Origin of the sequence: Amycolatopsis eburnea, from assembly GCF_003937945.1 — a bacterium.
Taxonomy (GTDB): domain Bacteria; phylum Actinomycetota; class Actinomycetes; order Mycobacteriales; family Pseudonocardiaceae; genus Amycolatopsis; species Amycolatopsis eburnea.
Window position 1 is genome coordinate 199,011 of sequence record NZ_RSEC01000053.1, and the last position, 26,023, is coordinate 225,033.

General features: G+C 73.3%; 14 protein-coding genes and 1 riboswitch. Of the genes, 3 read left to right on the top strand and 11 right to left on the bottom strand.

Annotation, left to right across the window (positions count from 1 at the left end; translation table 11 throughout):
- Positions 1 to 39: 39 nt before the first annotated feature.
- A complete protein-coding gene (fahA, locus tag EIY87_RS24540; protein ID WP_191984252.1) occupies positions 40 to 1,245 on the bottom strand; it encodes a fumarylacetoacetase in 1,206 nt (401 codons plus the stop codon).
- On the bottom strand, positions 1,242 to 7,862 hold the full coding sequence (locus EIY87_RS24545) for a DUF885 domain-containing protein (protein WP_125312201.1): 6,621 nt from the start codon (positions 7,860 to 7,862) through the stop codon (positions 1,242 to 1,244). Before EIY87_RS24545 ends, fahA begins: the two co-directional genes overlap by 4 nt.
- A gap of 135 nt (positions 7,863 to 7,997) precedes the next feature.
- Between EIY87_RS24545 and EIY87_RS24550 the strand changes: the two genes are divergently transcribed.
- The gene (locus EIY87_RS24550) at positions 7,998 to 8,978 is read left to right on the top strand and encodes an AsnC family protein (protein ID WP_125312203.1); all 981 of its coding nucleotides are present in this window, start codon (positions 7,998 to 8,000) and stop codon (positions 8,976 to 8,978) included.
- A gap of 257 nt (positions 8,979 to 9,235) precedes the next feature.
- Here the strand turns inward: EIY87_RS24550 and EIY87_RS24555 are convergent, their stop codons facing one another.
- The 9 genes from EIY87_RS24555 to ileS form a co-directional block, all read right to left on the bottom strand.
- A complete protein-coding gene (locus tag EIY87_RS24555) occupies positions 9,236 to 10,165 on the bottom strand; it encodes an RluA family pseudouridine synthase (protein WP_125312205.1) in 930 nt (309 codons plus the stop codon).
- The gene (gene lspA, locus EIY87_RS24560; protein ID WP_404800095.1) at positions 10,162 to 10,800 is read right to left on the bottom strand and encodes a signal peptidase II; all 639 of its coding nucleotides are present in this window, start codon (positions 10,798 to 10,800) and stop codon (positions 10,162 to 10,164) included. Before lspA ends, EIY87_RS24555 begins: the two co-directional genes overlap by 4 nt.
- 23 nt (positions 10,801 to 10,823) lie before the next feature.
- On the bottom strand, positions 10,824 to 11,438 hold the full coding sequence (locus EIY87_RS48440) for a hypothetical protein (protein ID WP_225440019.1): 615 nt from the start codon (positions 11,436 to 11,438) through the stop codon (positions 10,824 to 10,826).
- A gap of 16 nt (positions 11,439 to 11,454) precedes the next feature.
- A complete protein-coding gene (locus EIY87_RS24570) occupies positions 11,455 to 12,813 on the bottom strand; it encodes an aminotransferase class V-fold PLP-dependent enzyme (RefSeq protein ID WP_125312208.1) in 1,359 nt (452 codons plus the stop codon).
- A 38-nt stretch (positions 12,814 to 12,851) separates the two neighbouring features.
- Positions 12,852 to 12,966: riboswitch (SAM riboswitch) on the bottom strand.
- A gap of 73 nt (positions 12,967 to 13,039) precedes the next feature.
- Positions 13,040 to 13,690, bottom strand: coding sequence for a M23 family metallopeptidase (locus tag EIY87_RS24575; RefSeq protein ID WP_225440020.1), 651 nt, complete (start codon positions 13,688 to 13,690; stop codon positions 13,040 to 13,042).
- 122 nt (positions 13,691 to 13,812) lie between these two features.
- On the bottom strand, positions 13,813 to 15,291 hold the full coding sequence (locus EIY87_RS24580; RefSeq protein WP_125312214.1) for a potassium/proton antiporter: 1,479 nt from the start codon (positions 15,289 to 15,291) through the stop codon (positions 13,813 to 13,815).
- A gap of 97 nt (positions 15,292 to 15,388) precedes the next feature.
- Positions 15,389 to 16,072 carry an ArsR/SmtB family transcription factor gene (locus EIY87_RS24585; RefSeq protein ID WP_125312217.1) on the bottom strand — a complete coding sequence of 228 codons (684 nt, stop codon included), beginning with the start codon at positions 16,070 to 16,072 and terminating at the stop codon, positions 15,389 to 15,391.
- A 99-nt stretch (positions 16,073 to 16,171) separates the two neighbouring features.
- Positions 16,172 to 17,794: a penicillin-binding transpeptidase domain-containing protein gene (locus EIY87_RS24590; RefSeq protein WP_125312220.1), complete on the bottom strand. Its 1,623-nt coding sequence runs from the start codon at positions 17,792 to 17,794 to the stop codon at positions 16,172 to 16,174.
- Between the two features lie 76 nt (positions 17,795 to 17,870).
- Positions 17,871 to 21,029 (bottom strand): isoleucine--tRNA ligase, encoded by a 3,159-nt coding sequence (gene ileS / locus EIY87_RS24595; RefSeq protein WP_125312223.1) that lies wholly within the window; start codon positions 21,027 to 21,029, stop codon positions 17,871 to 17,873.
- Positions 21,030 to 21,387: 358 nt separating this feature from the next.
- Between ileS and EIY87_RS24600 the strand changes: the two genes are divergently transcribed.
- Together EIY87_RS24600 and EIY87_RS24605 are read left to right on the top strand one after the other, a co-directional pair.
- Positions 21,388 to 23,157 (top strand): HSP90 family protein, encoded by a 1,770-nt coding sequence (locus EIY87_RS24600; protein WP_125312226.1) that lies wholly within the window; start codon positions 21,388 to 21,390, stop codon positions 23,155 to 23,157.
- Complete coding sequence (locus tag EIY87_RS24605) at positions 23,154 to 25,871, top strand: hypothetical protein (protein WP_125312228.1); 2,718 nt, start codon at positions 23,154 to 23,156, stop codon at positions 25,869 to 25,871. Before EIY87_RS24600 ends, EIY87_RS24605 begins: the two co-directional genes overlap by 4 nt.
- Positions 25,872 to 26,023 lie beyond the last annotated feature (152 nt).

Genomic DNA, 26,023 nt, shown 5'->3' on the forward strand with positions numbered 1-26,023 from the left:
ACGCGTCCTCCGCAGTCCGGACCCGGCGGGAGCCACACGTCAGCCGGGCACCACCGTGCCCCGCACGTCGCCGAACCCGATCCGGGTGCCGCCGGGGCCGGGCGCGGTCGCGCTGATCACCACCTCGTCGCCGTCCTCCAGGAACGCGCGGGTCTGACCACCCGGCAGCTCGAACGGTTCCCGCCCGCCCCAGGACAGTTCGAGGAACGAGCCGCGCTGGTCGCGTTCCGGGCCGGTCACCGTGCCGGACGCGTACAGGTCGCCGGTGCGCAGGTGCGCGCCGTTGACGGTCAGGTGCGCCAGCTGCTGCGGAGCCGTCCAGTAGTGCGAGGCGAACGGCGGGCTCGAGACCAGGTGGCCGTTGAGCCGGATCTCCAGGGCCAGGTCCAGGCCCTGCTTCTCACTGGTGCGCAGGTACTCGAACGGCTCCGGGTCCTGCGGCGGGCCGTCGACGCGCGCGTGCTCGAGCGCGGCCAGCGGGACGATCCACGGCGACACCGACGTCGCGAACGACTTGCCGAGGAACGGGCCCAGCGGCTCGTACTCCCACGCCTGGATGTCGCGCGCCGACCAGTCGTTGACCAGGCAGACACCGAACACGTGGTCCGCGAAGTCCGCCGTGGGCACCGGCGTGCCCGGGGTGGAGGGCACGCCGACGACGAACCCGACCTCCGCCTCGATGTCCAGCCGCTGCGAGGGGCCGAACGACGGCACGTCCGCGTTGCGCGGCTTGCGCTGCCCGTGCGGGCGGACGACCGGGGTGCCCGAGGCCACGACGGTGCCCGCCCGGCCGTGGTAGGCGATCGGCAGGTGCTTCCAGTTCGGCGCCAGCTCGGTGACGTCGGGCCGGAAGATCCGGGTGGCGTTGAGGGCGTGCTGCTCGCTGGAGTAGAAGTCGACGTAGTCGGCGACTTCGAAGGCCAGGTGAGTGCTGACTTCGTTCAGCGGCACCAGGTGGGGCCGCAGCCGGTCGGCGTAGCGGCGCTCGGTCAGCCACTCCCGGACGCTTTCGCGGACCTCCCGCCAGGTGCCCGGCCCGGCGGCCAGCAGCGGGTTGAGCACCCCGGCGGTGAGCAGCGGGGCGAACGCCGCCGCGGTCTCGGCCGCCGCGGCGGTCAGGTCGAGGACCTGGTCGCCGATGGGCACGCCGACGCGGCGGTCGGGCGCCCCGGCCGCCGAGAACACGCCGTAGGGCAGGTTGTCCAGGCCGAACGGCGTGTCTTCGGCGAGTTCGAGCCAGGTCACGAGCGCTCCCCCGCCCGGGTGGCCACCCAGTCCGCCACCACCGTGGCCAGGACCGGCAGGGGCAGCGTGCCGCTGCCCAGCACGGTGTCGTGGAACTCGCGGATGTCGAACCGGTCCCCGAGCGCCTCCTCCGCCTCGGCACGCAGGCGCTCGATTTCCAGGCGGCCCACCATGTAGCTGAGGGCCTGGCCGGGGTGGCCGGCGTAGCGGTCGATCTCCGCCTCGATCTCGATCTGTGCCATCGGGGTGTTTTCCCGCAGGAAGTCCACCGCGCGCTGCCGGCTCCAGCCCAGCGCGTGCAGCCCGGTGTCGACCACCAGCCTCGCGGCGCGCATCGAATCCTGGGTCAGCAGCCCGAACCGCGAGACGTCGTCGGAGTACAGGCCCATCTCGTCGGCCAGCCGCTCGGCGTAGAGCCCCCAGCCTTCGACGTAGGCGTTGAACATGCAGACCCGGCGCAGCAGCGGCACCCCCGTCAGCTGCTGCGCGAGCGTCAGCTGGAAGTGGTGCCCCGGCACGGCTTCGTGGAACGCGACCGACTCGCTCAGCGTCCGCTGCCGCTGGTCCGCCTCGGTCGTGTTGGCGTAGTACGTGCCCGGCCGCGAACCGTCCAGCGACGGGTCGATGTAGTACGCGATCGAGCCGCTTTCGGCCTCGGCCGGTGGCACCGGCGCGACCTGGCAACGCTGCTCCGGGACGCGCAGGAACCACTGCGGCGCCACGGCTTCGGCACGGGCGATCGTCCGGCGGGCCGACTCCAGCAGCTCCTCCCCGTCCCGCCAGCGCAACGCCGGGTCGGTGCGGATCCGCTCGAAGATCTCGGCGAGCTCGGTGGTGCCGAACACCTTCGCGCCCAGCTCCCGGTACTCCCCCGCGAGCCGCTCGATGATCGCCAGCCCGGTGTCGTGCAGCTCCTGGGCCGTGCGCTCGGTCGTCGTCTCGGCGCGGATCAGGGCCGCATACCGCTCCGCACCGCCCGGCAGGTCGCCCAGGCCCGGGGACGTCTCCGGGCGCGCGACCGGGACGACCTCGCCGGCCAGGAAGTCGCGGTACCGCTCGTAGGCGGGCCGGACCACTTCGGCGAGCAGCCGGTCGCGCTCCGCCTCGAGCCCGTGGACCGGGACCTTCAGCGGGTCTTCGTCCGGGGCGCCGAGGTAGCGCTCGACGTAGCCGATGCCGATGCGCGCCAGGAACTCCGGCGGCACGAGGCCCTCGGCCAGCGCCGCGCGCTGCCGCTCGATCAGCTGGTCCAGGTACGTGCCGATGGCCGCGAGCCGGCTCAGGTAGCCGCGGGCCTTGGGCTCGTCGTCGAGCACCGTCTGCGGCAGCTCCACCAGCAGCATCAGCGCCGGGGCGGCCAGGCCGTCGCTCACCGCGAGGTCCGCCCGGCCCGAGTCGAGCAGGTCGATCTCGGTGCGCGCCTGCCAGATCACCACGTCCCGGGTGACGCGCTCGGCCGGGGCCAGCGTCGTCGCGTCGAGCGCTTCGGCCCGCGCGACGAGCCCGGCGAGCCCGGCGCGGTACCGCTCGGCCGCCTCGGCGGTCTGGTCGGCGAGCTTGTCGTGCGCGCCGGGCAGGCCGTAGAGCGACGGGATCAGCGGCTGCGCCTCGAACATCAGCTCCAGGCACTCGTCGGCGAGCCGGTCGGGCGTGTCGCCGTGCCCGGCCACCCACTCGGCGACGACGCCGGCCAGCACCGGCAGCGGGAGCGTCCCGCTGCCGAGCACGACGTCGTGGAACTCGCGGATGTCGAAGCGGTCGCCCAGCGCCGCTTCGGCTTCGGCCCGCAGCCGCTGGATCTCCAGGCGCCCCACCATGTAGCCCAGTGCCTGGCCCGGGTTGGCGGCGTACCGGTCGATCTCCGCTTCGATCTCCAGGCGCGCCATCGGCGTGTGCTCGACCAGGTAGTCGACCGCCTGCTGCCGGCTCCAGCCCAGCGCGTGCAGGCCGGTGTCGACCACCAGCCGGCCGGCGCGCATCGAGTCCTGGGTCAGCATGCCCAGCCGCGAGACGTCGTCGGAGTACAGCCCCATCTCGTCGGCCAGCCGCTCGGCGTAGAGGCCCCAGCCCTCGGCGTACGCGTTCACGTGCGCGATCCGGCGCAGCAACGGCAGATCCGTGAGGCCCTGGGCGAGGCACAGCTGGAAGTGGTGCCCCGGCACGGCTTCGTGGAACGCCACGGCCTCGCTGGTGAACCGCGGCCGTTTCTCGGCCTCGTGGGTGTTCGCGTAGTAGACACCCGGGCGCGTCCCGTCGAGCGACGGCTGGAGGTAGTACGCGATCGTGCCGCTGGCCGCCTCCGCCTCGGGCACCGGCGCCACCCCGCACTGCTGCTCGGGGACCCGCGAGAACCATTGCGGGGCAACGGCTTCCGCACGCGTGATGGCGGCGCGGGCCCCCGCCAGCAGCTCCTCGCCGTCCCGCCAGCGCAGCGCCGGGTCGGTGCGGATCCGGTCGAAGATCTCGGCGAGTTCGGTGGTGCCGAAGATCTTCGCGCCCAGCTCGCGGTACTCCCCCGCCAGCTTCTCGATCAGCGCCAGCCCCGTCTCGTGCAGGTCCTGCGCGGAGCGGTCGGTGGTCGTTTCGACGCGGATCAGCGCCGCGTACCGCTCCGGGCCGCCCGGCAGGTCGCCGATGCCCGGCGACGTCTCCGGCCGCGCGACCGGCGCAACTTCGTCCGCCAGGAACGCGCGGTACCGCTCGTAAGCCGGGTGGACGACCTCGGCGAGCAGCCGGTCGCGCTCGGCCTCGAAGCCTTCGAGCGCGTACGCCGGTGTCACCCGCAACGGGTCGCTCTCCGGCGCGGCGAGGTAGCGCTCGACGTAGCCGATGCCGATGCGCACCAGGAACTCCGGCGGCACCAGCCCCTCGGCCAGCGCGGCGCGCTGCCGGGTGATCAGGGCGTCGAGGTAGCCGCCGACGCCGGCGAGCCGGCTCAGGTAACCGCGGACCTTCACCTCGTCGTCCAGCACCGTCTGCGGCAGGTAGAGCAGCAGCTGCAGCGCGGGCGCGCCGAGGCCGTCGCTGACCGCGATGTCGCCGCGGCGCGAGTCGATCTCGTCGATTTCCGTGCGCGCCTGGGAAATGACGACCTCGCGGGTGACCCGCTCGGCGGCCGGCAGGCCCGCCGGGTCGAGCGCCTCGGCCCGCGCGGCGATCGCCGCGTACCCGGCCCGGAAGCGGTCTTCCGCGCCCGGGTCGGGCAGCTTGTCGTGCTCGCCCGGCAGCCCGAACACCGACGGGTAGAGCGGCTGGCGCTCGAAGTTGAGCGCCACCAGGTCGTCGGCGAGCCCGCCGGGCGTGTCGCACTGGCCCGCCACCCAGTCGGTGACCACCTTGGCCAGCGCGGACAGCGGCAGCATGCCGTGGCCGAGCACGACCTCGTGGAAGCCGCGGATGTCGAACCGCTCCCCCAGCGCCGCTTCGGCTTCCGCCCGCAGCCGCTGGATTTCCAGGCGCCCCACCATGTACCCGAGTGCCTGTCCCGGCCAGGCGATGTACCGGTCGATCTCGGCCTCGATCTCCAGCCGCGCCATCGGCGTGTGCTCGACGAGGAAGTCGATCGCCCGCTGCCGGCTCCAGCCCAGCGCGTGCAGCCCGGTGTCGACCACCAGCCGGCCCGCGCGCATCGAATCCTGCGTCAGCATGCCGAAGCGCGAGACGTCGTCGGAGTACAGCCCCATCTCGTCGGCCAGCCGCTCGGCATACAGCCCCCAGCCCTCGGCGTAGGCGTTGAACATGCCGATGCGGCGCAGCAGCGGCAGGTCGCGCAGCTCCTGGGCCAGGCTGAGCTGGAAGTGGTGGCCCGGCACGGCTTCGTGGAACGCGATGGCCTCGCTGGTGAACCGCGGCCGCTTGTCCGCTTCGTGGGTGTTCGCGTAGTAGGTGCCCGGGCGCGTGCCGTCGAGCGCCGGCGGGAGGTAGTACGCGATCGTGCCGCTCGCCGCGTCGGCCTCGGGGACCGGCGCGACCTCGCACTTCTCCGCCGGGAGGTGCGAGAACCAGCGCGGGGCGACGGCTTCGGCACGGGCGATGGCGTCCCGCGCCGCGGACAGCAGCTCGTCGCCGTCGCGCCAGCGCAGCGCCGGATCGGTGCGCAGCCGCTCGAAGATCTCCGCGAGCTCGGTGGTGCCGAACACCTTCGCGCCCAGCTCGCGGTACTCCGCCCCGAGCTTTTCGATCAGCGCCAGCCCGGTGTCGTGCAGCTCCTGCGCGGTGCGCTCGGTCGTCGTCTCCGCGCGGATGAGCGCCGCGTAGCGCTCCGCGCCGCCCGGGACGTGGCTGATCCCCGGCGCGGTGTCGGGGCGTCCGACCGGCTCGACCTCCGTGCGCAGGAAGTCGCGGTAGCGCGCGTACGCCGGGTGGACGACCTCGGCGAGCAGCCGGTCGCGGTCGGCTTCGAAGTTCTCGACGGCCGCCGTCGTGGCCACCTTGAGCGGGTCGCGGTCCGGCGCGGCGAGGTAGCGGTCGATGTACTCGGCGCCGACGCGGGCGAGGTACGCCGGCGGCACCAGCCCTTCGGCGAGGCTCTCGCGCTGCCGTTCGGTCAGCGTCGCCAGGAACGGCTCGACCGCGGCGAGCCGGGCGAGGTAGCCGCGTGCCTTCTTCTCGTCGTCCAGCTTGTAGTACGGCAGGTACATCAGCAGTTCGAGCGCGGGGGCGGTGAGCCCGTCGCTGACCGCCATGTCGGCCGAGCGCGCACCCAGCCGGCCGGCCTCCACCTCGGCGGCGGCGATGACGACCTCGCGCGTGACGGCTTCCTCCGGCGACAGGCCGTCGGTGGGCAGCGCCCGCGCGCGGTCCGCGAGCCCGGTGTAGGCGGCCCGGAAGCGCTCCTTCGCGGCGCGGGTCTGGTCGGCCAGGCGGTCGTGGTCGCCGGGCAGGCCGAGTACAGACGGGGTCAGCGGGTCCTGCTCGAACGTCAGCTCGACGAGCTCGCCCGCCAGGCCGTCGACGGTGTCGCCGTGCCCGGCCACCCACTCGTCGACGACCGAGGCCAGCACCGACAGCGGCAGCGGGCCGCCGGCCAGGACGAGGTCGTGGAACGCGCGGACATCGAACCGCGAGCCGAGCCGCTCCCCGGCGCGGGCGCGGTTCCGCTGGATCTCCAGCCGCCCGACCATGTACGCCAGCGCCTGACCGGGCCACGCGATGTAGCGGTCGACCTCGGACTCGATCTCGGGCAGCGCCTCCGGCGTGTGCTCGAGCAGGTAGTCGATCGCCTGCTGCCGGCTCCAGCCCAGCGCGTGCAGCCCGGTGTCGACGACCAGCCTGCCCGCCCGCAGCGAGTCGCCGGCCAGCATGCCGAGCCGGGCGATGTCGTCGGAGTAGAGCCCCATCTCCTCGGCGAGGCGCTCGCTGTAGAGCCCCCAGCCCTCGATGTAGGCAGCGAACCCGCTGATGCGGCGCAGCAGCGGCAGCTCGGTCAGCCCTTGCGCGATGCTGAGCTGGAAGTGGTGCCCCGGCACGGCTTCGTGGAACGCCGTCGTCTCCGCCATGTGCCGGAGCCGTTCGGTGGCCTGGTGGGTGTTCGCGAAGTAGATGCCGGGCCGGGAGCCGTCGGCCGCCGGGCGCAGGTAGTACGCCGCGGGCGCGCCGGGCGCGACCTCCGCCGGCACCGCTTCGACCGTGCACTGCTGCTCGGGGATCCGGCCGAACCACTTCGGCGCCTCGGCGGCCGCACGGGCGACCGCCGTGCGGGCGGTGTCCAGCAGGTCGTCGGCGCTGCCCCAGCGCAGCGCCGGGTCGGTGCGCAGGCGCTCGAAGATCGCGGCGAGGTCGTCGGTGCCGAACACCTTCAGCCCCAGCTCGCGGTACTCGGCGGCGAGCGAGTCGATGACGTCGAGCCCGATCCGGTGCAGTTCCTCGGGCGTGTGCTGGGTCGTCGTGTGCAGCCGCGCCAGGCGTGCGTAGGTCTCTTCGCCGCCGGGCAGCCACGACAGGCCGGGCCGGTCTTCGGGCCGGCCGTGCGGCTTCACCTCGTCGGCGAGGAACGCGCGGTACTCCGCGAAGGCCGGGCGCACGACGTCGGCGAGCAGTTCCTCGCGGCGCCGTTCGAACTCCTCGTCCGGCGCCGGCTGGCGGCGCAGCGGGTCGTTCGCCGGCTCGGCGAGGTAGCGGTCGAGGTGCGCGACCGCGGCGTCGACCAGGTGGGCCACCGGGAGCAGGCCGTCGGCGATGCCCTCGGCGTGCCGCCGGGCGGACTGGCGGAGGAACTCCGGGATGGCGGCGAGCCGCCCGAGCTGGGCTTCGGCTGTCTCGCCCGCGGTCACCGTCGTCATCGGCAGGGCCAGCAGCAGGCCGGCCGCGGGGCCGATGGACAGGTCGGTGACGGTGAACTCGGCCATCCGGCTGTCGGCCGACGCGATGCGGTTCTCGGCCGTGGAGATCAGCACCTCGCGGGTGACCCGGTCCTCGGCCGAGAGGCCTTCGGCGGCGATCGCGCGGGCACGCTCGGCGAACTCCGCCATCCGGGTCCGGAACGCGCGCTCGGCCTCGGCGGACTGGTCCGGCAGACCGGGTTCCGCCGGGCGGATGCCCATGAGCGCGGGCGTCAGCGGATCGGCGGCGAACAGCGCCTCGACGAACTCGTCGGCGAGTTCGGTGACCGCGGTCATGGGCAGGACCCCCCAGCTTCGTTCGGTGTCTCGTCCGCGACCCTAACGGAGATCACCGACAGAAACGGCGCGCATTTCGCCGGGGGCGGACAGCCTTCGGTACGGCCCGGCGGGCGAGGCGGTAGCGTTCCGGGAGTGGCCGTGACCGATCCCGTGGATACCCGCCTGCTCGCCGCGCTCGCCGACCTCGGCAAGACCGCGGTGCACGAGCTCGCGGCCAAGGTCGGCATGGATCCCCGCGAGGTCGCCTACCGGCTGGTCGCCCTCTCCGGCAGCGGGCTCCCGCTGCTCGTCGGCGTCGAAAGCGACCCGCAGGGGTTGCGCGCGGCCATCGCGGGCGCCCCGCCGTCGTGGGCGAACCGGCCGCCGCAGCAGCCGTACCCGGCGCCGCCGTCGCAGCCGGTGCCGCAGCAGCCGCCTGCCCCGTACAACGTCCAGGGCGCGCCCTCGGGGCCGTACAACGTCCGAGGGGCGCCGTCCGGGCCGTACAACGTGCAAGGCGCGCCCTCGGGGCCGTACAACGTGCAGGGCACGCCGTCCGGCCGGTACCCGGGCCCGCCGCCGCGCCCGCCGCAGCCGCCGCGCCCGTTCACGCCGCCCCCGGCGCCGCTGGACCCGGCCGTCAGCACCTGGGGCCTCCCCCAGACGGCGTCGTGGGCCCGCGGCGACGAGCCGGTCAAGCCGGCCGGCACGGGCAAGCGCGGCCGGCTCGGCGAGGTCATGGAGACCCAGGGCCTGGAGGGCGAGCAGCTGTCGGTGCAGCTCCTGGAGGTCCAGGACCCGGCGGACTACCTGTTCAGCGCGGCCGGCTACCGCCTGGAGGACGGCGAACGCGCGGTGGTCGTGCACACCGAGATCACCAACCGAGGGTCGATCCCGTTCGCGTCGCTGCCGGACAACTACCTCGAGCTGCTCACGGCCGACGGGACGGCGATCGGCAAGGCGCCGGTGTCGCTGACTTCGCGGCCGCCGCACAAGATCGGCGTCAAGCCGGGCGAGACCCTCGGCGGGCACACGGTGTACGTGCTCCCGGACGCGACGCGCGTGGTGTCGGTCCGGTGGAGCCCCCGGCCGGAGCCGGACGAGCGCACGCTGACCTGGTCGATCGAGGACTAGCAGCGGGGGCCCGCGACGACATGAAAGAGTCGTTCACCTCGCCGGACGAGATGAAAGGGTCGTTCATGGCGTCCGGCCCTCGGAAACGCGCGCCGGGCGGGCCGCGCAGAGGTGACAGGGTCTCGGCAAGTCGCGCCACATGGCTCCGTCGAGCGAGCGCCGCCACTGTGCCGGACCCTGGCCCGGGACGTAGTGAACGACCCTTTCACCTCGCCGGACGAGATGAAAGGGTCGTTCATGGCGTCCGGCCCAGCGGACTAGTAGCTCTCGTCCTGCAGGATCTTCAGCGCGTTCGCCAGGTCGTCCGGGTACTCGGACTCGAACTCGACCCAGCGGCCGTCCGCCGGGTGCGCGAACGCCAGCGTCTTCGCGTGCAGCCACTGCCGGCTCAGGCCGAGGTGGCGGGCCAGCACCGGGTCCGCGCCGTACGTCAGGTCGCCGACGCAGGGGTGGCGCAGCGCCGAGAAGTGGACGCGGATCTGGTGCGTGCGCCCGGTTTCGAGCTTGATGTGCGCCAGCGACGCCGCCCGGAACGCCTCGACGACCTCGTAGTGCGTCACGCTCGGGCGGCCGCCCTGGACGACCGCGAACTTGTAGTCGTGGCGCGGGTGGCGGTCGATCGGGGCGTCGATCGTGCCGCGCGTCGGGTCCGGGTGGCCCTGGACGATCGCGTGGTAGCCCTTGTCGACCGTGCGCTCCTTGAACGCCCGCTTCAGCACCGTGTACGCGTGCTCGCTCTTGGCCACCACCATCACGCCGGTGGTGCCCGCGTCGAGGCGGTGCACGACGCCCTGGCGCTCGGCCGCGCCCGACGTCGCGATGCGCAGGCCGGCCGCCGCGAGGCCGCCGACCACCGTCGGGCCGGTCCAGCCCGGGCTCGGGTGCACCGCGACGCCGACCGGCTTCGAGATCACGACGATGTCGTCGTCGTCGTGGAGGATCTGCATGCCTTCGACCGGCTCGGCGACGACCTCGACCGGGTTCGACGGCTCCGGCAGCGTGATCTCCAGGAGGCCGCCGCCGGTGAGCCGGTCGGACTTGCCCGCGGGACGGCCGTCGAGCAGCACGTCACCGGCTTCGGCCAGCTCCGCGACGACCGTGCGGGAGAGGCCGAGCAGCTTGGCGAGGCCGGCGTCGACCCGCATCCCGTCGAGCCCGTCGGGCACCGGGAGCATCCGCGAGCTCACGCCGGGTCCTCCTGCTTCTTCTTGTCCTTGGTCGACGTGCCGTCGTAGTCCTTGCCCAGCAGGGACAGCAGCACGATGAGCGCGCCGCCGACGCAGATCGCCGAGTCGGCGATGTTGAAGATCGCGAAGCCCTTGCCGTTGGGCGCGAACGCCGAGATGAAGTCGACGACGTGGCCCTGCAGCCCGCCGGGCGCGCGGAAGATGCGGTCGGTCAGGTTGCCGGTGGCGCCGGCGAGCACGAGCCCGAGGCCGATCGCCCAGCCGATCGAGCGCAGCCGCCGCGACAGCCAGATGATCGCGATGACGACGGCGAGCGCGACCAGCGCCAGCACCCACGTCATGCCGGTGGCCATCGAGAACGCGGCACCGGGGTTGCGGATCACCTGCAGGTAGATGAGGCCGCCGAGGATCTTGACCGGCTCCTTGCCCTCCAGGTTGGCGGTGACCAGGTTCTTCGTCACCAGGTCGATCGCCCAGAACACGACGGCGACCGCGAACACCCAGCCGACCCGCCGCTTCGGCAGCAGCGGTTTCGCCGGGACCTCGGGGTTCTCCGGGGCGTCGGCCGCCTCGTCGGGCACCGCTTCTTCGGGCGCGGCGGTGTCGGGTTCGGAACGGCTGGGCTCGGTGCTCACCGGTCCATTGTCCACGGCGCTGGTCAGGCGGTGTCGCGGCGGTGCCGCAGGAGCGCGGCGAAGGCGGCGGCGAGCAGGACGATCGCCGCGAGCAGGACGCCCACGAGGTCCGCCGAAAGCACCACGGCGAAGACCGCGAACAGGGCCGCGGTGACCAGGACGAGCACGCTGCGCTCGTACGCGGCGAGCACCAGCAGGCCGAGCGTGGCCAGCAACGGGCCGCGCAGGCCGTCGCCGAGCCGGAACTGCCAGGACCCGACCAGGTCGAGCAGCGGGACGGCGAGCAGCGCGGCGACCACGCCGAGCACGAACCGCCCGCGGTGCACGGGCCGCACCGCGAACCAGTACCAGACGGCGGTGCCGGCGAGGACCACGCCGAGCGCGACGAGCCAGGCCGGGCCGGCCGGCAGCCCCGCGCCCGCCGCGGAGTAGGTGTCCTGGGTGAGGAACTGCGGCGCCGGGTAGCCCGTGCCGCCGACGCCGCCGGTGCCGAGTTGCTGCTCCAGCGGACCGAAGACGAGGTTCACCGAGTCGCCCTCGGCCGGGCTGCGGCGGGACAGCAGCCGCACCACCGCCAGGCCGATCTGCGCGAATCCCAGCAGTGCCAGCGGAAACCAGAAGCGCGGCCCTCTCCCCATCGGGCCAGGCTAGCGCTCAGCAGAACGGCGGGAGCTCCCGCGGGTCGCCGACCGGGGCCCAGCGGCCGTCCACCTTCGCGTACTCCCAGTCCGCCCCGCGCGCGACGATCCGGCGCAGCGCCAGCAGCACGCGGTCGACGTGCTCTTCGGTGCTGCCCAGGCCGAGGCTGACGCGGATGGCCTGCTGCCCTTCGCCACCGGCGACGGCGATGAGGCGCTTGGCCGCGATGTGGGCGCAGAACGCGCCGTCGCGCACGCCGATGCCGTATTCGGCGGACAGCACCGCCGCGAGCCAGCCCGGGTCGAACCCGGCGACGGTGAAGCTGACCGTGCCGACGCGGTCGACCGGCGCGTCGAACAGCCGCAGTTCGGCGCAGCCCGGGATGCTTTCGAGGCCCTTGCGCAGCCGGGCGAGCAGGGCCTGCTCGTGCGCGACGACGGCGTCCCAGTCGCGGGAGAGGGTCTCGCACGCGACGCCGAGCGCGTACACGCCGACGGTGTTGGGCGAACCGGCTTCGTGGCGCTCCGGCCCGTCGTTCCACACGACGGCGTCTTCGGTGACGAGCTTGGTGGCCCCGCCGCCGGCGAGGTACGGGCGGGCGGCGCGCAGCCAGTCGGCGCGGCCGATCAGCGCGCCCGCGCCGAAGGGCGCGTACAGCTTGTGGCCGGAGATGGCGACGTAGTCGACGTCCATCTCCCGGATCGAGATCCGGCGGTGCGGCGCGAGCTGCGCGGCGTCGAGGGCGACGCGCGCGCCGTGCTTCCGCGCCACTGCGGCGATCTCGGCCACCGGGAGCAGCTCACCGGTCACATTGGACGCTCCGGTGACGACCACGAGCCGGGGCCCCTGCGGGGAGTCCGCGAGCGCTTCGTCCACAGCGGACACCGCGGCGAGGCGCGTGCGCGGGGTCGGGATCCGCCGGACGTTCGGGCCCTGCCACGGCAGCAGCGCGGCGTGGTGCTCGGTGTCGAAGACGACGACGGTGGTGTGCCGCGGCAGGCTGCGCGCGAGGAGGTTGAAGGAATCGGTGGTGTTGCGGGTGAAGACGACGGTGTCGGTCCGGCGGGCGTCGACGAACCGGCGCAGGACGTCGCGGGTGCGCTCGTAGAGCTTGGTGGAGACCTGGGAGGCGAAGCCGGCGCCGCGGTGGACGCTGGCGTACCAGGGCAGGAACTCGTCGACCTTGGCGCGGACGGCGTCGAGGCAGGGAGCGCTCGCCGCGTGGTCGAGGTTCGCGTAGCCGACGGTTTCCCCGGTGACGAGCGGGACCCGCAGCGCCGCACCGGCGACCGTGGGGATGCCTTGCGGCGCACCGGTTTCGACGGTCTTCGCGGGGTGAGCGGTGACGCTGGTGCGGTCGATGGCGAGAGTCATCGGGTGCCTCCTCGGCGGTCCGGGGGACCCCGGCGAGGGGCCCGCGCTTGCCCGTCGCGGGACGCGACCGGCCCGGTCTTCACCCGGGGCACCCCACCGCGGTAGGAGGGTTGCCGGCCAGCAAGCCGGGGCTTCGCGCTGGCACTCATGACCTGGCACAGAAGGTAACCGAAAACGCGCCGGCCGGCCAACCCCCGCCTCACATTCTGAGACGCCGCTCACAGGCTCAGGGCTTGGCGCGGAACCGCCCCGGCAGCGCGGTGACCGCGTTGTCCGCGAGGTGCGTCGCGGTGCCCCCGTACTGCTCGGCGCCCGCGGCGAACCGCCAGCCACCCAGGGACTTGCCGTCGACCGGCTCGCCGTACGCGGTGGCGAGGGTGGTCGAGACGGCGCCGAACGCGAGGCCGTCCCAGTTCGCCGCCGGGGCGTCCGGGAGGGTCCAGAGGGTGAAGTGCACGTGGGCGCCCGTGCTGGTGCCGCCGCACGGGAGCGCGTTGCCGGTCGAGCCGAGTTCGGTGCCGGCCTCGACGTGCTCACCGTCGGTGACCTTGATGCCTTCCATGTGGTAGTAGCCGGTGCGCCAGCCGCCCGCGTGGTCGATGGTCACCCAGTCGCCGCCCGCGCAGTGCTGCAGGTGCACGGTGCCGGCGAGCGGCGCGCGCACGGTGCGGTCGGCGGGGCTGAAGTCGATGGCGTTCTTGACACCGGTGCTGCCGTCGTCGGAGTGGATGCCCGCGGAGTAGACCTGCTGGCCCGCCTTGAAGGGCAGAGCGAGGGCCGGGAACGGGGCCACTTCGGCGGTCGCGGCCGGGGTGGAGAGCAGCCCGAGAGCGGCGGTGATCATGAGGGCCGCGGCCACCCTGCGCAGGTTCGTCACTCTGGGTACCCCTTTGACTTGATGTTCGCCCATTCGAATGAGCGCACGTTAAGCCAAAAGGGGTAAAGAGGGAAGATCAAGTGAGATTTTTGTGAGCTTCGTGCTGGGCGGACCGGGCCGGCTCAGCGACCCGATTCGCCCTTCCACCGCGCCAACCGCCCGGCCCGGTCCACCGCGCGCAGCCGCCGCTCGACCGAATCCCGCACGACCGACGTCGTGACCACCAGCAGCTGGTCGTGCTCCTGCAACCGGCTCGTCTTCTGCGGGGTGAAGCCCGCGCCGTCGCGGACGACCAGGCTGACCGTCGCTCCGATGGGGAGCCTCAGCTCGGACAGGTACACGCCGTGCAGTTTCGAGCCGGGCTGGATGCGCACCTGGAGCAGTTCCGCGCCGAGTTCGTCCAGCGGGGCCGAGTCGACCTCGATCTCGTGGGCCTCGGACTTCTTCGCCAGGCCCAGCAAGCGCGCGAGCGGGCCGAGGGTCGTGCCCTGCAGCAGCGTCAGCACGATGACCAGGACGAAGACCGCGTCGACCAGCCGTTGCGCGCCGGGCACCCCTTGGGACAGCGGGATCATCGCGAGCACGATCGGCACCGCGCCGCGCAGGCCGGCCCACGACAGGAACGCCTGTTCCCGCCACGGCAGGCGGAACGGCAGCATCGACAGCACCACCGAGATCGGCCGCGCCAGCAGCAGCACCACCGCGCCCGCGACCAGGCCGGGGACGATCGCGTCGAGCAGGCGGCCCGGCGAGGCGAACAGGCCGAGCAGCACGAACAGCCCGATCTGCGCCAGCCAGCCCAGCCCCTCAGCGAAGGAGAGCGTGTCCGAGCGGTGCGGCAGTCGCGAATTGCCGAGCACCAGCGCGGCGACGTACGTGGCGAGCAGCCCGGACGCGTGCGCCAGCTGGCCGGACGAGTACGCCACGACGCACACCGCGACCGTCGCCAGCGGGTACAGGCCGGTCGCCGGCAGCGCGGCGCGGCGCAGCGCGATCCCGCCGAGCCAGCCGAACGCGAGGCCGATGGCCAGGCCCGCGCCGAGTTCGTAGACCGCGAGCAGCGGCAGCGACCAGTCCACAGTGGTGCCCTCGGCCAGCACGACGACGGCGATGTACGCCGGCGCGTCGTTGATACCCGACTCGAGTTCGAGCGCGCCGGTGAGCCGTTTGCCGATCCCGGCCGAACGCAGCACGGAGAACACCGCGGCCGCGTCGGTGGACGCGAGCACCGCGCCCCACAGCAGCGCGATCCGCCAGTCGAGGCCCAGCAGCCAGTGCAGGGCCGCGCCGGTGACCGCGACGCTCACCACCACGGCCACTGTGGACAGTGCGATGCCGATGCCCAGCGCGGGTTTCACCGCCGACCAGCGCGTGGTCAGCCCGCCTTCGGCGAGGATCATGACGAGCGCGGCGAGGCCGAGCGACTGGGTCAGTTCGGGGCTGTCGAACCGGATGCCGAAGCCGGCTTCGCCCAGCAGCACGCCCATCGCGAGGTAGAGCAGCAGCGAGGGCAGGCCGAGCCGGATCGAGACCCGCACGGCGAGCACGGAGGCCAGGAGCACGACGCCGCCGACGCCGAGCAGCACGGGAAGCTGGTCCATGCCGCCTCCCTCCCGAGTGCCGTGGGGCACTCAGAATAGTGAAGCGACCGGGTTAACACGTTCGTGTACCGCTGCCGCGCGCCGGACGGCCGGTGTGTTAAGGACCGCCGAGCGCCCCGAGTTCGACGCCGAGCGCCGCGAACGGCTGCCGTGCCGCCGGGAGGACCTTCACCGCGCGGTGCCCGTCACGGGCGACCCAGCCGGCGTCGACGGCGCGGTCCAGCAGGGCCGCGGGGAGCGCGCCGGCGAGGTGGTCGCGGCGCTCCGTCCAATCGAGACAGTCGCGCAGCAGCGCCCGCCGCCCGGCGGCGACCGGGACGCCGAGGCCGGCCAGGACCTCGCGGCCGCGGGCGGTCAGCGTCAGGCCGCCGGCGGTGTCGACCAGCCCGGTCGCCAGCATGCCGTCGCGGAGGGCGACGCCGAGGACGCCGGCGAGGTGGTCGTAGCAGGTCCGCGCGAAGCCGAGGCGCTTCACCCGCAGCGACGCCTTCAGCCCGGTGACCGGCCGGTGTTCGGCGTGCTGGGCCAGGTGCTCGATCAGCTCGGCCACGCGCGGGTCGGCGATCCGCACGTAGCTGGCCCGGCCCTGCTTGACCCGGGCGACGAACCCGGCGTCGCTCAGCCGGGTGACGTGCTCGCTGGCGGTCGAGAGCGCGATCCCGGCCGCTTTCGCGAGTTCGCCGACCGTCCAGGCCCGCCCGTCGAGCAGCGCGAGGCACATGGTGGCCCGGCTCGGGTCGGCGAGCACCGCGGCGACCTCGGCGAGCGCGATCGTCTCCATGCCCCCACGGTACGAGCCCCACCCTTCGGCCCCCGCCGAAGCGTCGCTTTCACGTGAAAGCGCCCACCTGGGGGCGTAGCTTTCACGTGAAAGCGACGCTTAGAGCGCCTTCAGGAACTTTGCTGCCAGGGTGACCGCGGGGCCCGAGTCGTTGGAGTTCTCCAGCACCACCGCGAACGCCACGCTCCCCCGGTACCCGACGAACCAGCCCGTCGCGTTGGAGCCGTCGCCGAACTGGGCCGTGCCCGTCTTGCCGAACACCGTCCCGGCGCCCGCCGCGGCCCGGCCGGTGCCGCTGGTCACCACCGCGCGCATCAGCTTCCGGACCTCGCCGAGCACCGCCCCGGGCGGCGGGGTGTAGCCCTTGACGACCGTGGTCGGCAGGTCGTGCCACAGCCTCGGCGTGATCGCCTTGCCCGCCGCCACGGTCGCGGCCATCACCGCGCCGCCGAGGGCGCTGGCCTGGATGCGGCCCTGGCCGAAGCCGTCTTCGACCTGCTCGTCCTTGCTCGCCGCCGGCTCGACCTTGCCCAGCTCGGTCTTGATGCCGGGGATCTCGTAGTCGGCGTTGAGCCCGAGCTCGTCCGCCGCCTTCTTCAGCCCGTCCGCCGGCAGCGCCAGCGCGAGCTGCCCGAACGTCGTGTTGCAGGACCGCGCGAACGCCGTCTGCAGGGTGGTCGCGCCCAGCTCGAAGCCCTCGTTGCGCACCGTGCGCGTGCCGATCGTCGCGACGCCGGGGCAGTCGACGGGTGACCCCGCGTTGAGCCCGCTCTGCTGGACCGCCGCCACGGACGTCGCGATCTTGAACGACGAACCGGGCTCGTACAGGCCGCTGAGCGCCTTCGGGGAGTTCCCGGCGGCCGCGTTCTGGGCGACGGCGAGGATGTCGCCCGAGCCGGTGTCGAGCGCGACCAGCATGGCCGACCCCGCGTAGCCGTCGACCGCGGCCTGCGCGGCGTTCTGCGCGGCCAGGCTCAAGCTCGCCGTGAGCGGCTTGGCCCCGTCCTCGGCCTGCTTGCCGAACAGCGTTTCCAGGCTCTTCCCGCTGGTGTCGACGCGCTGGACGGCGAACCCGCTGCCCGCGGCGGCGGTGACCTGCCCGGTGAGCGCCGAACGCAGCAGCGGCGCCGGGTTGCCTTCGGCCGTCCGCATCCCGCCCGCCCCGGCGATGAGCAACGGCTTGCCGTCGCGGTCGGCGACCGCCGTGGTGTCCGTCGCGGCGGTGCTGACCACCAGCCGCTGGCCCGCCTCCAGCTTCGGGTGCAGCAACGACGGCGCCCAGTGCACGAGCCACTTCCCGCCGGCCTGCGCGAGCTGGAACGGGACGTCGTAGCTCCACACGCCGCTCTTGAGGGACCACGCCATCGAGAACGTCCCGCCGGTCGTCTTCGCCCCGGCCGGCGTCGGCTGCAGGAGCGTCAGCTTGGCGACGACCGACTTCGGGTTCAGCGTGTTCCGCGCGTCCCGCAGCGCCACCGCGGCCGCCGCGTTGTCGTCGGTCAGCCGGGCCGCCGCGTCGGGGTTGTTCTCGGTCAGGTCCTGGACGTACTCGGTGATCGCCGACTGCGGGTCGACCGCGCCCGGCCGCTCGACCGAGGTCGCCCCGGCTTCCGCCGTCGGCGCCGAGTTCCCGCTGTTCAGCACGAAGAACGCCGCCACCACGACCACGACGACCAGCAGCGCGCCGCCGATCAGGATCCCGCGTCTCTTGCCAGGACTCATCCCGGTATCCCCTCCCCCAAGGAACGCCACCGCCGTGGGTGACCGGCCGATCCTACCGGCCACCCACGACGGTTCGTCAGGCCTTCGCGACCGAAACCGTCACCTTCGTGCCTTCGCCGACCGCGCCGGCGAAGCCCGCGCCCACCGGCTCGTGCGCCACCGACGTCGCCAGCGTCTCCGAGGCCAGGAACTCCTCGTGCCGCCGGGCCGCCTCGACGACGTCGTCCGGGGCGTCGACGGTCAGCGCGATCCGGTCCGCGACGTCGAGCCCGGCGTCGCGGCGGGCCTGCTGCACGACCCGGACCAGGTCGCGGACCACGCCTTCGGACGCCAGCTCCGGCGTCACCTCGGTGTCGAGCAGGACCAGCCCGGACCCGCCCGGCAGCTCCGCCGCCGCGCCGCCGCCCTTGGCGACCAACCTGCGGTCGAACTCGCCCTCCTGCAGCGTGATCCCGGCCGCGACCACGGTGCCGCCCTGCAGCGACCAGTCGCCCGCCTTGACGGCCCTGATCACCGTCTGGACGTCCTTGCCCAGCCGCGGCCCGGCCGCACGGGCGTTCACCGCGACCTCGAACCCGCCGTGCGCGGCGACGTCGGTGGTCAGCTCGACCGCCTTGACGTTCACCTCGTCGCGCAGGATGTCGGCGAACGGCTCCAGCGAAGCAGCGTCCTCGGCCGCCACGACCAGCGACGACAGCGGCAGCCGCACGCGCAGCTTGTTCGCCTTGCGCAGCGACAGCGCCGACGACGCCACCTGCCGCACCCGGTCCATCGCGGTGACCAGCGCCGCGTCCGCGGGCAGGTCGAGCGCGTTCGGCCAGTCGGTCAGGTGCACCGAACGGCCACCGGTCAGGCCGCGCCAGACGACCTCGGTGGTCAGCGGCAGCAGCGGCGCCGCCACCCGCGAAGTCACCTCGAGCACGGTGTGCAGCGTGTCGATCGCGTCCTTGTCGCCGGCCCAGAAGCGGTCCCGCGAGCGGCGCACGTACCAGTTGGTCAGTACCTCGAGGAAGTCCCGCACGGTCTGGCACGCGCCCGCGACGTCGTAGCTGTCCATCGCGTACTCGACGTCGGTGACCAGCTCGTGCGTCTTCGCCAGGACGTACCGGTCGAGCACGTTCGGCGAATCCGTGCGCCACTGGCCTTCCACGCCTTCGGCGTTCGCGTACAGCGCGAGGAAGTAGTACGAGTTCCACAGCGGCAGCACGGCCTGGCGGACGGCGTCGCGGATGCCCTTGTCGGTGACGACGAGGTTGCCGCCGCGCAGGATCGGGCTCGCCATCAGGTACCAGCGCATGGCGTCGGAGCCGTCGCGCTCGAAGACCTCGTTGACGTCCGGGTAGTTGCGCAGCGACTTGGACATCTTCTGGCCGTCCGAGCCCAGCACGATGCCGTGCGAGACGCAGGTGCGGAACGCCGGCCGGTCGAACAGCGCCGTCGCGAGCACGTGCAGCAGGTAGAACCAGCCACGGGTCTGCCCGATGTACTCGACGATGAAGTCGCTCGGGTAGTGGTGCTCGAACCAGTCGGCGTTCTCGAACGGGTAGTGCACCTGGGCGTAGGGCATCGAGCCGGAGTCGAACCAGACGTCGAGGACGTCCGGCACGCGGCGCATGGTCGACTGCCCGGTCGGGTCGTCCGGGTTCGGCCGGGTCAGCTCGTCGATGTAGGGCCGGTGCAGGTTGTCCAGCCGCACGCCGAAGTCCGCCTCCAGCTCGTCGAGCGAGCCGTAGACGTCGGTGCGCGGGTACTCGGGGTTGTCGGACTGCCACACCGGGATCGGCGTGCCGAAGTACCGGTTGCGGGAGATCGACCAGTCGATGGCGTTCTCCAGCCACTTCCCGAACTGCCCGTCCTTGACGTTCTCCGGGTACCAGGTGATCTGCTGGTTCAGCTCGACCATCCGGTCCTTGAACTGCGTCACCGCGACGAACCACGACGAGACCGCGCGGTAGATCAGCGGGTTCCGGCAGCGCCAGCAGTGCGGGTAGGAGTGGTCGTAGGTCTCGTGCCGCAGCAGCACAGCGCCCTGCTGCGCCGCCGAACCCGTGCCGTTCTTGAGGTCCCGCACGATGTTCGGGTTGGCGTCGAAGACCTGCTGGCCCTCGTAGTCCGGCACGGTGGCGTCGAACTTGCCGTGCGCGTCGACCGGCGTCACCGGCGGGATGCCGGCGGCGTCGGTGACGACCTTGTCGTCAGCACCGTAGGCCGGCGCGATGTGCACGATCCCGGTGCCGTCGTCGGTGGTGACGTAGTCGGCGGCGAGGACCTGGTGCGCGTTCTCGGTGCCGGTGAAGTACGGGAACGGCGGCGCGTACCGGGTACCGAGCAGCTGCGCGCCGGTGTAGCGCGCGACGACCGCGGGCTCTTCGCCGAGTTCACGCTCGTACGCGGCGACGCGCGCTTCGGCGAGCAGGAACCGCTTGCCGTCGTGCTCGACGACGACGTAGTCGACGTCCGGGTGCACGGCCGTGGCGAGGTTCGACGGCAGGGTCCACGGCGTCGTCGTCCAGATGAGCAGGTAGGTGCCGTCGAGGTCGTTGTCGTTGCCCTGCAGCCGGAAGCCGACGGTGACGGCCGGGTCCTGGCGGTTGCGGTAGACGTCGGCGTCCATGCCCAGCTCGTGGTTGGACAGCGGCGTCGCGTCGCGCCAGCAGTAGGGCAGGACGCGGTAGCCCTCGTAGACGAGTCCCTTGTCCCACAGGCGCTTGAACGCCCAGAGCACCGACTCCATGTACGTGACGTCGAGGGTCTTGTAGTCGTTGTCGAAGTCGACCCAGCGCGCCTGGCGCGTGACGTACTCGCGCCACTCGTCGGTGTAGCGCAGCACGGACTCCTGCGAAGCCGCGTTGAACTTCGCGATGCCCATCTCTTCGATCTCGGACGTCTCGGTGATGCCGAGCTGGCGCATGGCCTCGAGCTCGGCGGGCAGGCCGTGGGTGTCCCAGCCGAAGCGGCGCTCGACCTTGCGGCCCTTCATCGTCTGGTAGCGCGGCACCAGGTCCTTGACGTACCCGGTGAGCAGGTGGCCGTAGTGCGGCAGGCCGTTGGCGAACGGCGGGCCGTCGTAGAAGACGTACTCGTTGTCGCCGTGCTCGCCCGCCGGGCGCGCGTCGATGGTCGCCTGGAACGTCCGGTCCGTCTCCCAGTAGGCGAGGACCTGCTTCTCCAGCTCGGGGAAGGACGGCTGCGACGGGACTCCCGCACCGTCGTTCAGCTGGGCCTGGGGGTACATCCGGGTGCTCCTCGGTTCGTCGCGCTCGTACGGACTGCTGTCCACACGGGGACGAGACGCCTGGCGGCGTTCCGCGGTACCACCCCGCTTGCCCGCTCTCGCGGGCCGCTTCGTTCGGCGGCTGTCACGGGCCGCACCCGTCCGGTTCTACTGAGAGCGGTGAAGCTCGGTTCTTCCGGAGGCTCCCCGGTGATGGCCGGATCGACGCCGTGCTGGTACCAGGTTAACCGCCTCGCGCAACCCGGTTGTCAGGAGGGGCGTCGGGAAACGAACGCGACCGCCGCGGCGATCCCCCGTTAGCATGACCGCGTGCCGCCGAGAGGGTTCGCGGCCGGAAACCACGGGGGAACTTTTCACGGTGAGCCGCACTTTCCAGGTGGACCTTCGCGGGGTCGTCGACCTCCTCAGCCGCCACCTCTACTCCAGCCCGCGCGTGTACGTGCGGGAGCTGCTGCAGAACGCCGTCGACGCGGTGACCGCCCGCCGTGCGCGGGAGCCCGGCGCGCCCGCGGAGATCGCGGTCGAGGTCGGCGAAGGCGTCCTGCGCGTCACCGACACCGGGATCGGCCTGACCGAAGCCCAGGTGCACGAGCTGCTCGCCACGATCGGGCGAAGCTCCAAAAGGGACGAACTGGGCTTCCAGCGCCACGAGTTCCTCGGCCAGTTCGGGATCGGGCTGCTCTCGGCGTTCCTCGTCGCCGACGAGGTGCGCGTCGTGACGCGGTCGGTGGACGGCGGCCCGGCCGTCGCGTGGACCGGCCGCTCCGACGGCACGTACGCGATCGGGCCGGGCGAACGGGACGAGCCGGGCACCACGGTGACCCTCGACGCGCGCCCCGGCGCCGAGCAGTGGTTCGTCCCCGAGACCGTCGCCGAGCTGGCCACGCTGTACGGCTCGATGCTGCCGTTCGGGATCACCGTCGACGGCAGGCCGGTCACCACGCCCGTGCCGTGGGCCCGCGACGACCGCGCGCCCGGGCAGCGGCAGGCCGACCTGGTCGGCTACGCGCAGGACACCCTGGGCTTCACGCCGTTCGACGTCGTCGACCTGGACGTGCCCGCCGCCGGGCTGACCGGCGTGGCGTACGTGCTGCCGTTCCCGGCCAGCCCGGCCGAGCACGGCGGCCACCGCGTCTACCTCAAGCGGATGCTGCTCGCGGAGAACGCGCCGGGGCTGCTGCCGGACTGGGCGTTCTTCGCCCGCTGCGTCGTCGACGCGGGCGAGCTGCGGCCGACGGCGAGCCGGGAAGCGCTCTACGACGACGGCCAGCTGGAGTCGGCGCGCGAAGCGCTCGGCGACCGGCTGCGCGGCTGGCTCGCCGGGCTGGCGCGGACCGCGCCCGACCGGCTGAACCGGTTCCTCGGCATCCACCACCTCGGCGTCAAGGCGCTCGCCCTGCACGACGACGAGATGCTGCGGCTGGTCGAGCAGTGGTGGCCGCTGGAGACCAACGTCGGCCGGATGACCATGGCCGAGTTCCGCGGCCGCTACGGGCTGCTGCGCTACTGCGCCACCTCCGACGAGTTCCAGCAGCTGGCCGGCGTCGCGGCGGCGCAGGACATCGCCGTGATCAACGGCGGCTACACCTACGACAGCGAGCTGGCCGAGCGGATGCGGGCGCTCGAACCGGACCTGGTGGTGACCCGGCTCGACCCGAGCGACCTCACCACGGCGTTCGCCGAGCTCGACAGCGCCACCGCGCTCGCCACCCGGCCGTTCGTCGCGGCCGCGCAGCGCCACCTCGACCGGCTGGGCTGCGAGGTCGTGCTGCGCGAGTTCCAGCCGTCGAGCCTGCCGGTGCTCTACCTGCTGGATCGGGCCGCCGCGTTCGCCGGCGAGCTGCGGGCCACCAAGGACCAGGTCGACGAGCTGTGGGCGGGCGTGCTCTCGGCGTTCGAGAAGCCGGCCGACGACCGCCCGCAGCTGGTGCTCAACCACCGCAACCCGCTGGTGCGGCGGATCAGCCTGCTGCGGGACGACACGCTGCTCGGGCTGGCCGTCGAATCGCTCTACGGGCAGGCCCTGCTGTTCGGCAGGCACCCGATCCGGCCGGCCGACGCCGCGCTGCTGAACCGTTCGTTCCTCGGCCTGCTGGAGCAGGCCGTCCCCGAAGAGGAGACCCGATGACCACCCCCACCGCCGGCGAGCAGGAGGTGTGGGACCGGCTGTGGGCCGCCGAGCGCCTGCCGCGCGGCCGCGCCCAGATCGCCGCGCTCGAAGCCGGGCTCCGGGAGGCCGACGCGCTCGGCTCGCCCGAGCTGCGCTTCGGCGCCCGGATCTTCCTCACCAGCGCCTACCAGCAGGGCGGCGAGCCCGCGAAGGCGTTCGTGCCGTTCGCGTGGTGCCTGGCGGTGCACGACCGCGGCGAGGCCGACCCGCGCTGGACCCACGACCTGCACTGGTACTTCAAGTTCATGGCCGGGTCGATGGCGACCTTCCCCGAGGTGCCGCTCGAGCGGACCCGGGCCGTGCTCGACGACATGGAACGCCGCTACCGCACGGCCGGGTACTCGATGAACCCGGTGCACCAGTACCGCGCCGTGCTGGCCCGGCACGTCGGCGACCGCGAAACCGCCGCCGAGCAGTACCGGCTGTGGTCGGCCGCGCCGCGCGGCCCGATGTCCGACTGCGTCGGCTGCGAGCCGAGCGACAAGGTCGCGCACCTGGCGTGGCTCGGCCGGTACGCCGACGCCGCCGAAGTGGCCGAGCCGGTGCTGGGCGGGCAGTTCAGCTGCGTCGAGCAGCCGCAGCACATCCTGACCGAGCTGCTGCTCCCGTACGTCCACATCGGACGGTACGACGACGCCGTCCAGGCGCACCGCCGCGCGTACCGGGCGATGCGGCACGATCCCGCGCAGCTGCAGTCGATCGCCACCCACGTCGCGTTCTGCGCGCTCACCGGGAACCACGCGCGCGGGCTCGACCTCGTCGAGCGGCACCTCGGCTGGCTCGACGCGCCGCCGACGCCGTACGCGGAGCAGGAGTTCGCCGCCGCGGCCGCGCTGAACCTGCGGCTGGTGGCCGAAGGCGGCCACGGCGACGCGCCGGTGCGCCGCGCGGGCGGCACGACCACGGTGGCGGAGCTGCGCGCCGAGCTGGCGGACCGCGCGCTGGCCATCGCCGCGCGGTTCGACGCGCGCAACGGCACGGCCGAGCAGAGCGACCGGGTCCGCGCGGTGCTCGCCGCCGAACCGCTCGTCGAGCACCTGCCGCTGTCCGGAACCGCCGCGCCGGCGCCGGCTCCCGCGCCCGCCGTCGTCTACCCGGATTCGCCGGAGGAGCTGGCCGACCTCGGCGAGCAGGAGGCACGGCTGGGCCGCTCGCCCGACGCCGTCTGGGCGCGGTTCGACGAGGTGTGCCCGGAACCGGCGGGGACGCTGCGGGCCCGGCGGGTGACCGCGGCGGCCGACGCCGAGGTGCCCGGCGACCTCGCCGCCGCGAGCCGCGGCTTCGCGCGGGCGGCCGCGCTGTTCGAGGAAGCCGGCGACGCCGTCGGGGCGGAAGCCGCGCGCGGCAAGGAAATCCTGTTCGCGGCACTGGCCGGGGACCGCCCCGACGCGGCCGCCGAGCTGGAGGCGTCGGCTGCGCGGCTCGAGGCCATCGGCGAGCCCGCCGACCACGCCCGCGCCCTGCTGCGGCTGGCGGTGCTGCACTTCGCCCGGCAGGACCTCGACGCCACCGCGGCGGTCCTCGACCGGGCCGGCGACCCGGTGCGCGCCACCCCCGAACTCACGGGGGCGTGGCTGGAACGCCGGGCGCTGGTGGTGGCGAACCAGGGTGACTTGCCGGGCGCGATCGAGCTGGTGACCGCGGCCGCCGCGCGGTACGCGGAGATCGGGGCGGTCGAGCGGACCGCGAACGCCCGGCTGCTGGGCGTCCGGTTCCGCGCCGGCCTCGGCGACCGGGAAGCGGCGTTCGCCGAGGCGACGGCGATCGACCCGGGCACCGACGTGTCGACGCGGGCCCAGCTGCAGCAGGTGCGCGGGCACCTGGCGAACGACCTCGGACGTCCCGAGGACGCCGCCACCGCGTTCCGGGCGGCCGTGGCCGACTTCGCCGCGCTCGGCGCCGACGTGGACGCGGCGGTCACACGGGTCGAGTTCGCGGCCGCGGCGCTGGACGCCGGCCGTCCGGAAGAGGCGGCCGAAGCGATCGAGGACGCGGAGGCGGTCCTGGAGCGGGCCGAGGTGGGCCACGAGCTGGCGCGCGGCCGGTACCTGCTGGCGAGGGCGTGCCAGGAGCTGGACCGCGAAGTCCAGGCGGCGGAGCTGTTCGCCGCGTCCGCCGGGCACTTCGCGGCGCTGGGCAACGAGGCCGCCGCGGGGCAGGCGACCGAATCCCGCGCGGAGGTCCTCGACCGGCTGGACCGGGACGCGGAAGCGGCGGCGGATTTCGCGGCCGCGGCGGCGCGGTTCCACACGGCCGGACTGCCGCCGGAGGAGCTGCGCAACCGGCGCCGGGCGGCGCTGTCGTGGCTGTGGGCCGGCGAGCCCGCGCGTGCGGAGGAAGCGCTGGCCGAAGCGGACGCCGTGACGGGCGAGGGGCCGCACTTCGAGTGGGAGCGCGCCTTCGCGGCGTACGACGCCGCCCGCCTGCTGGCCAATTTGGACCGTCCGGCGGAGGCACTCCCCCGCGCCACGGCGGCGGCGGAAGCCTTGCGGGCCATGGACGCCGAGGGCCCGGCGGTCGCGGCGGACGTCCTCAGTGGACGGTTGTGGCGCGACCTGGGCAAGGTGTCGGAAGCCCGCGAGGTGCTGACCGCGGCACTGGCCCGGCTGCCGGAGGAAGCGGCAGCCCAGCGCGAGGACATCGAAACCCTGCTGGCCGAACTCGACGCCTGATCCGTGGTGCCGTTAAGGCCACCTTACGGGCGTCTGACGCCCGTAAGGTGGCCTTAACGGGCTCTTCGTATTGATCTGTGGGTGGTCACCGGCCTGGGAGGTCGGGTCGGTGACCGCCGAGGGCGAGCATGGCCAGCGCCATCAGGGAACGG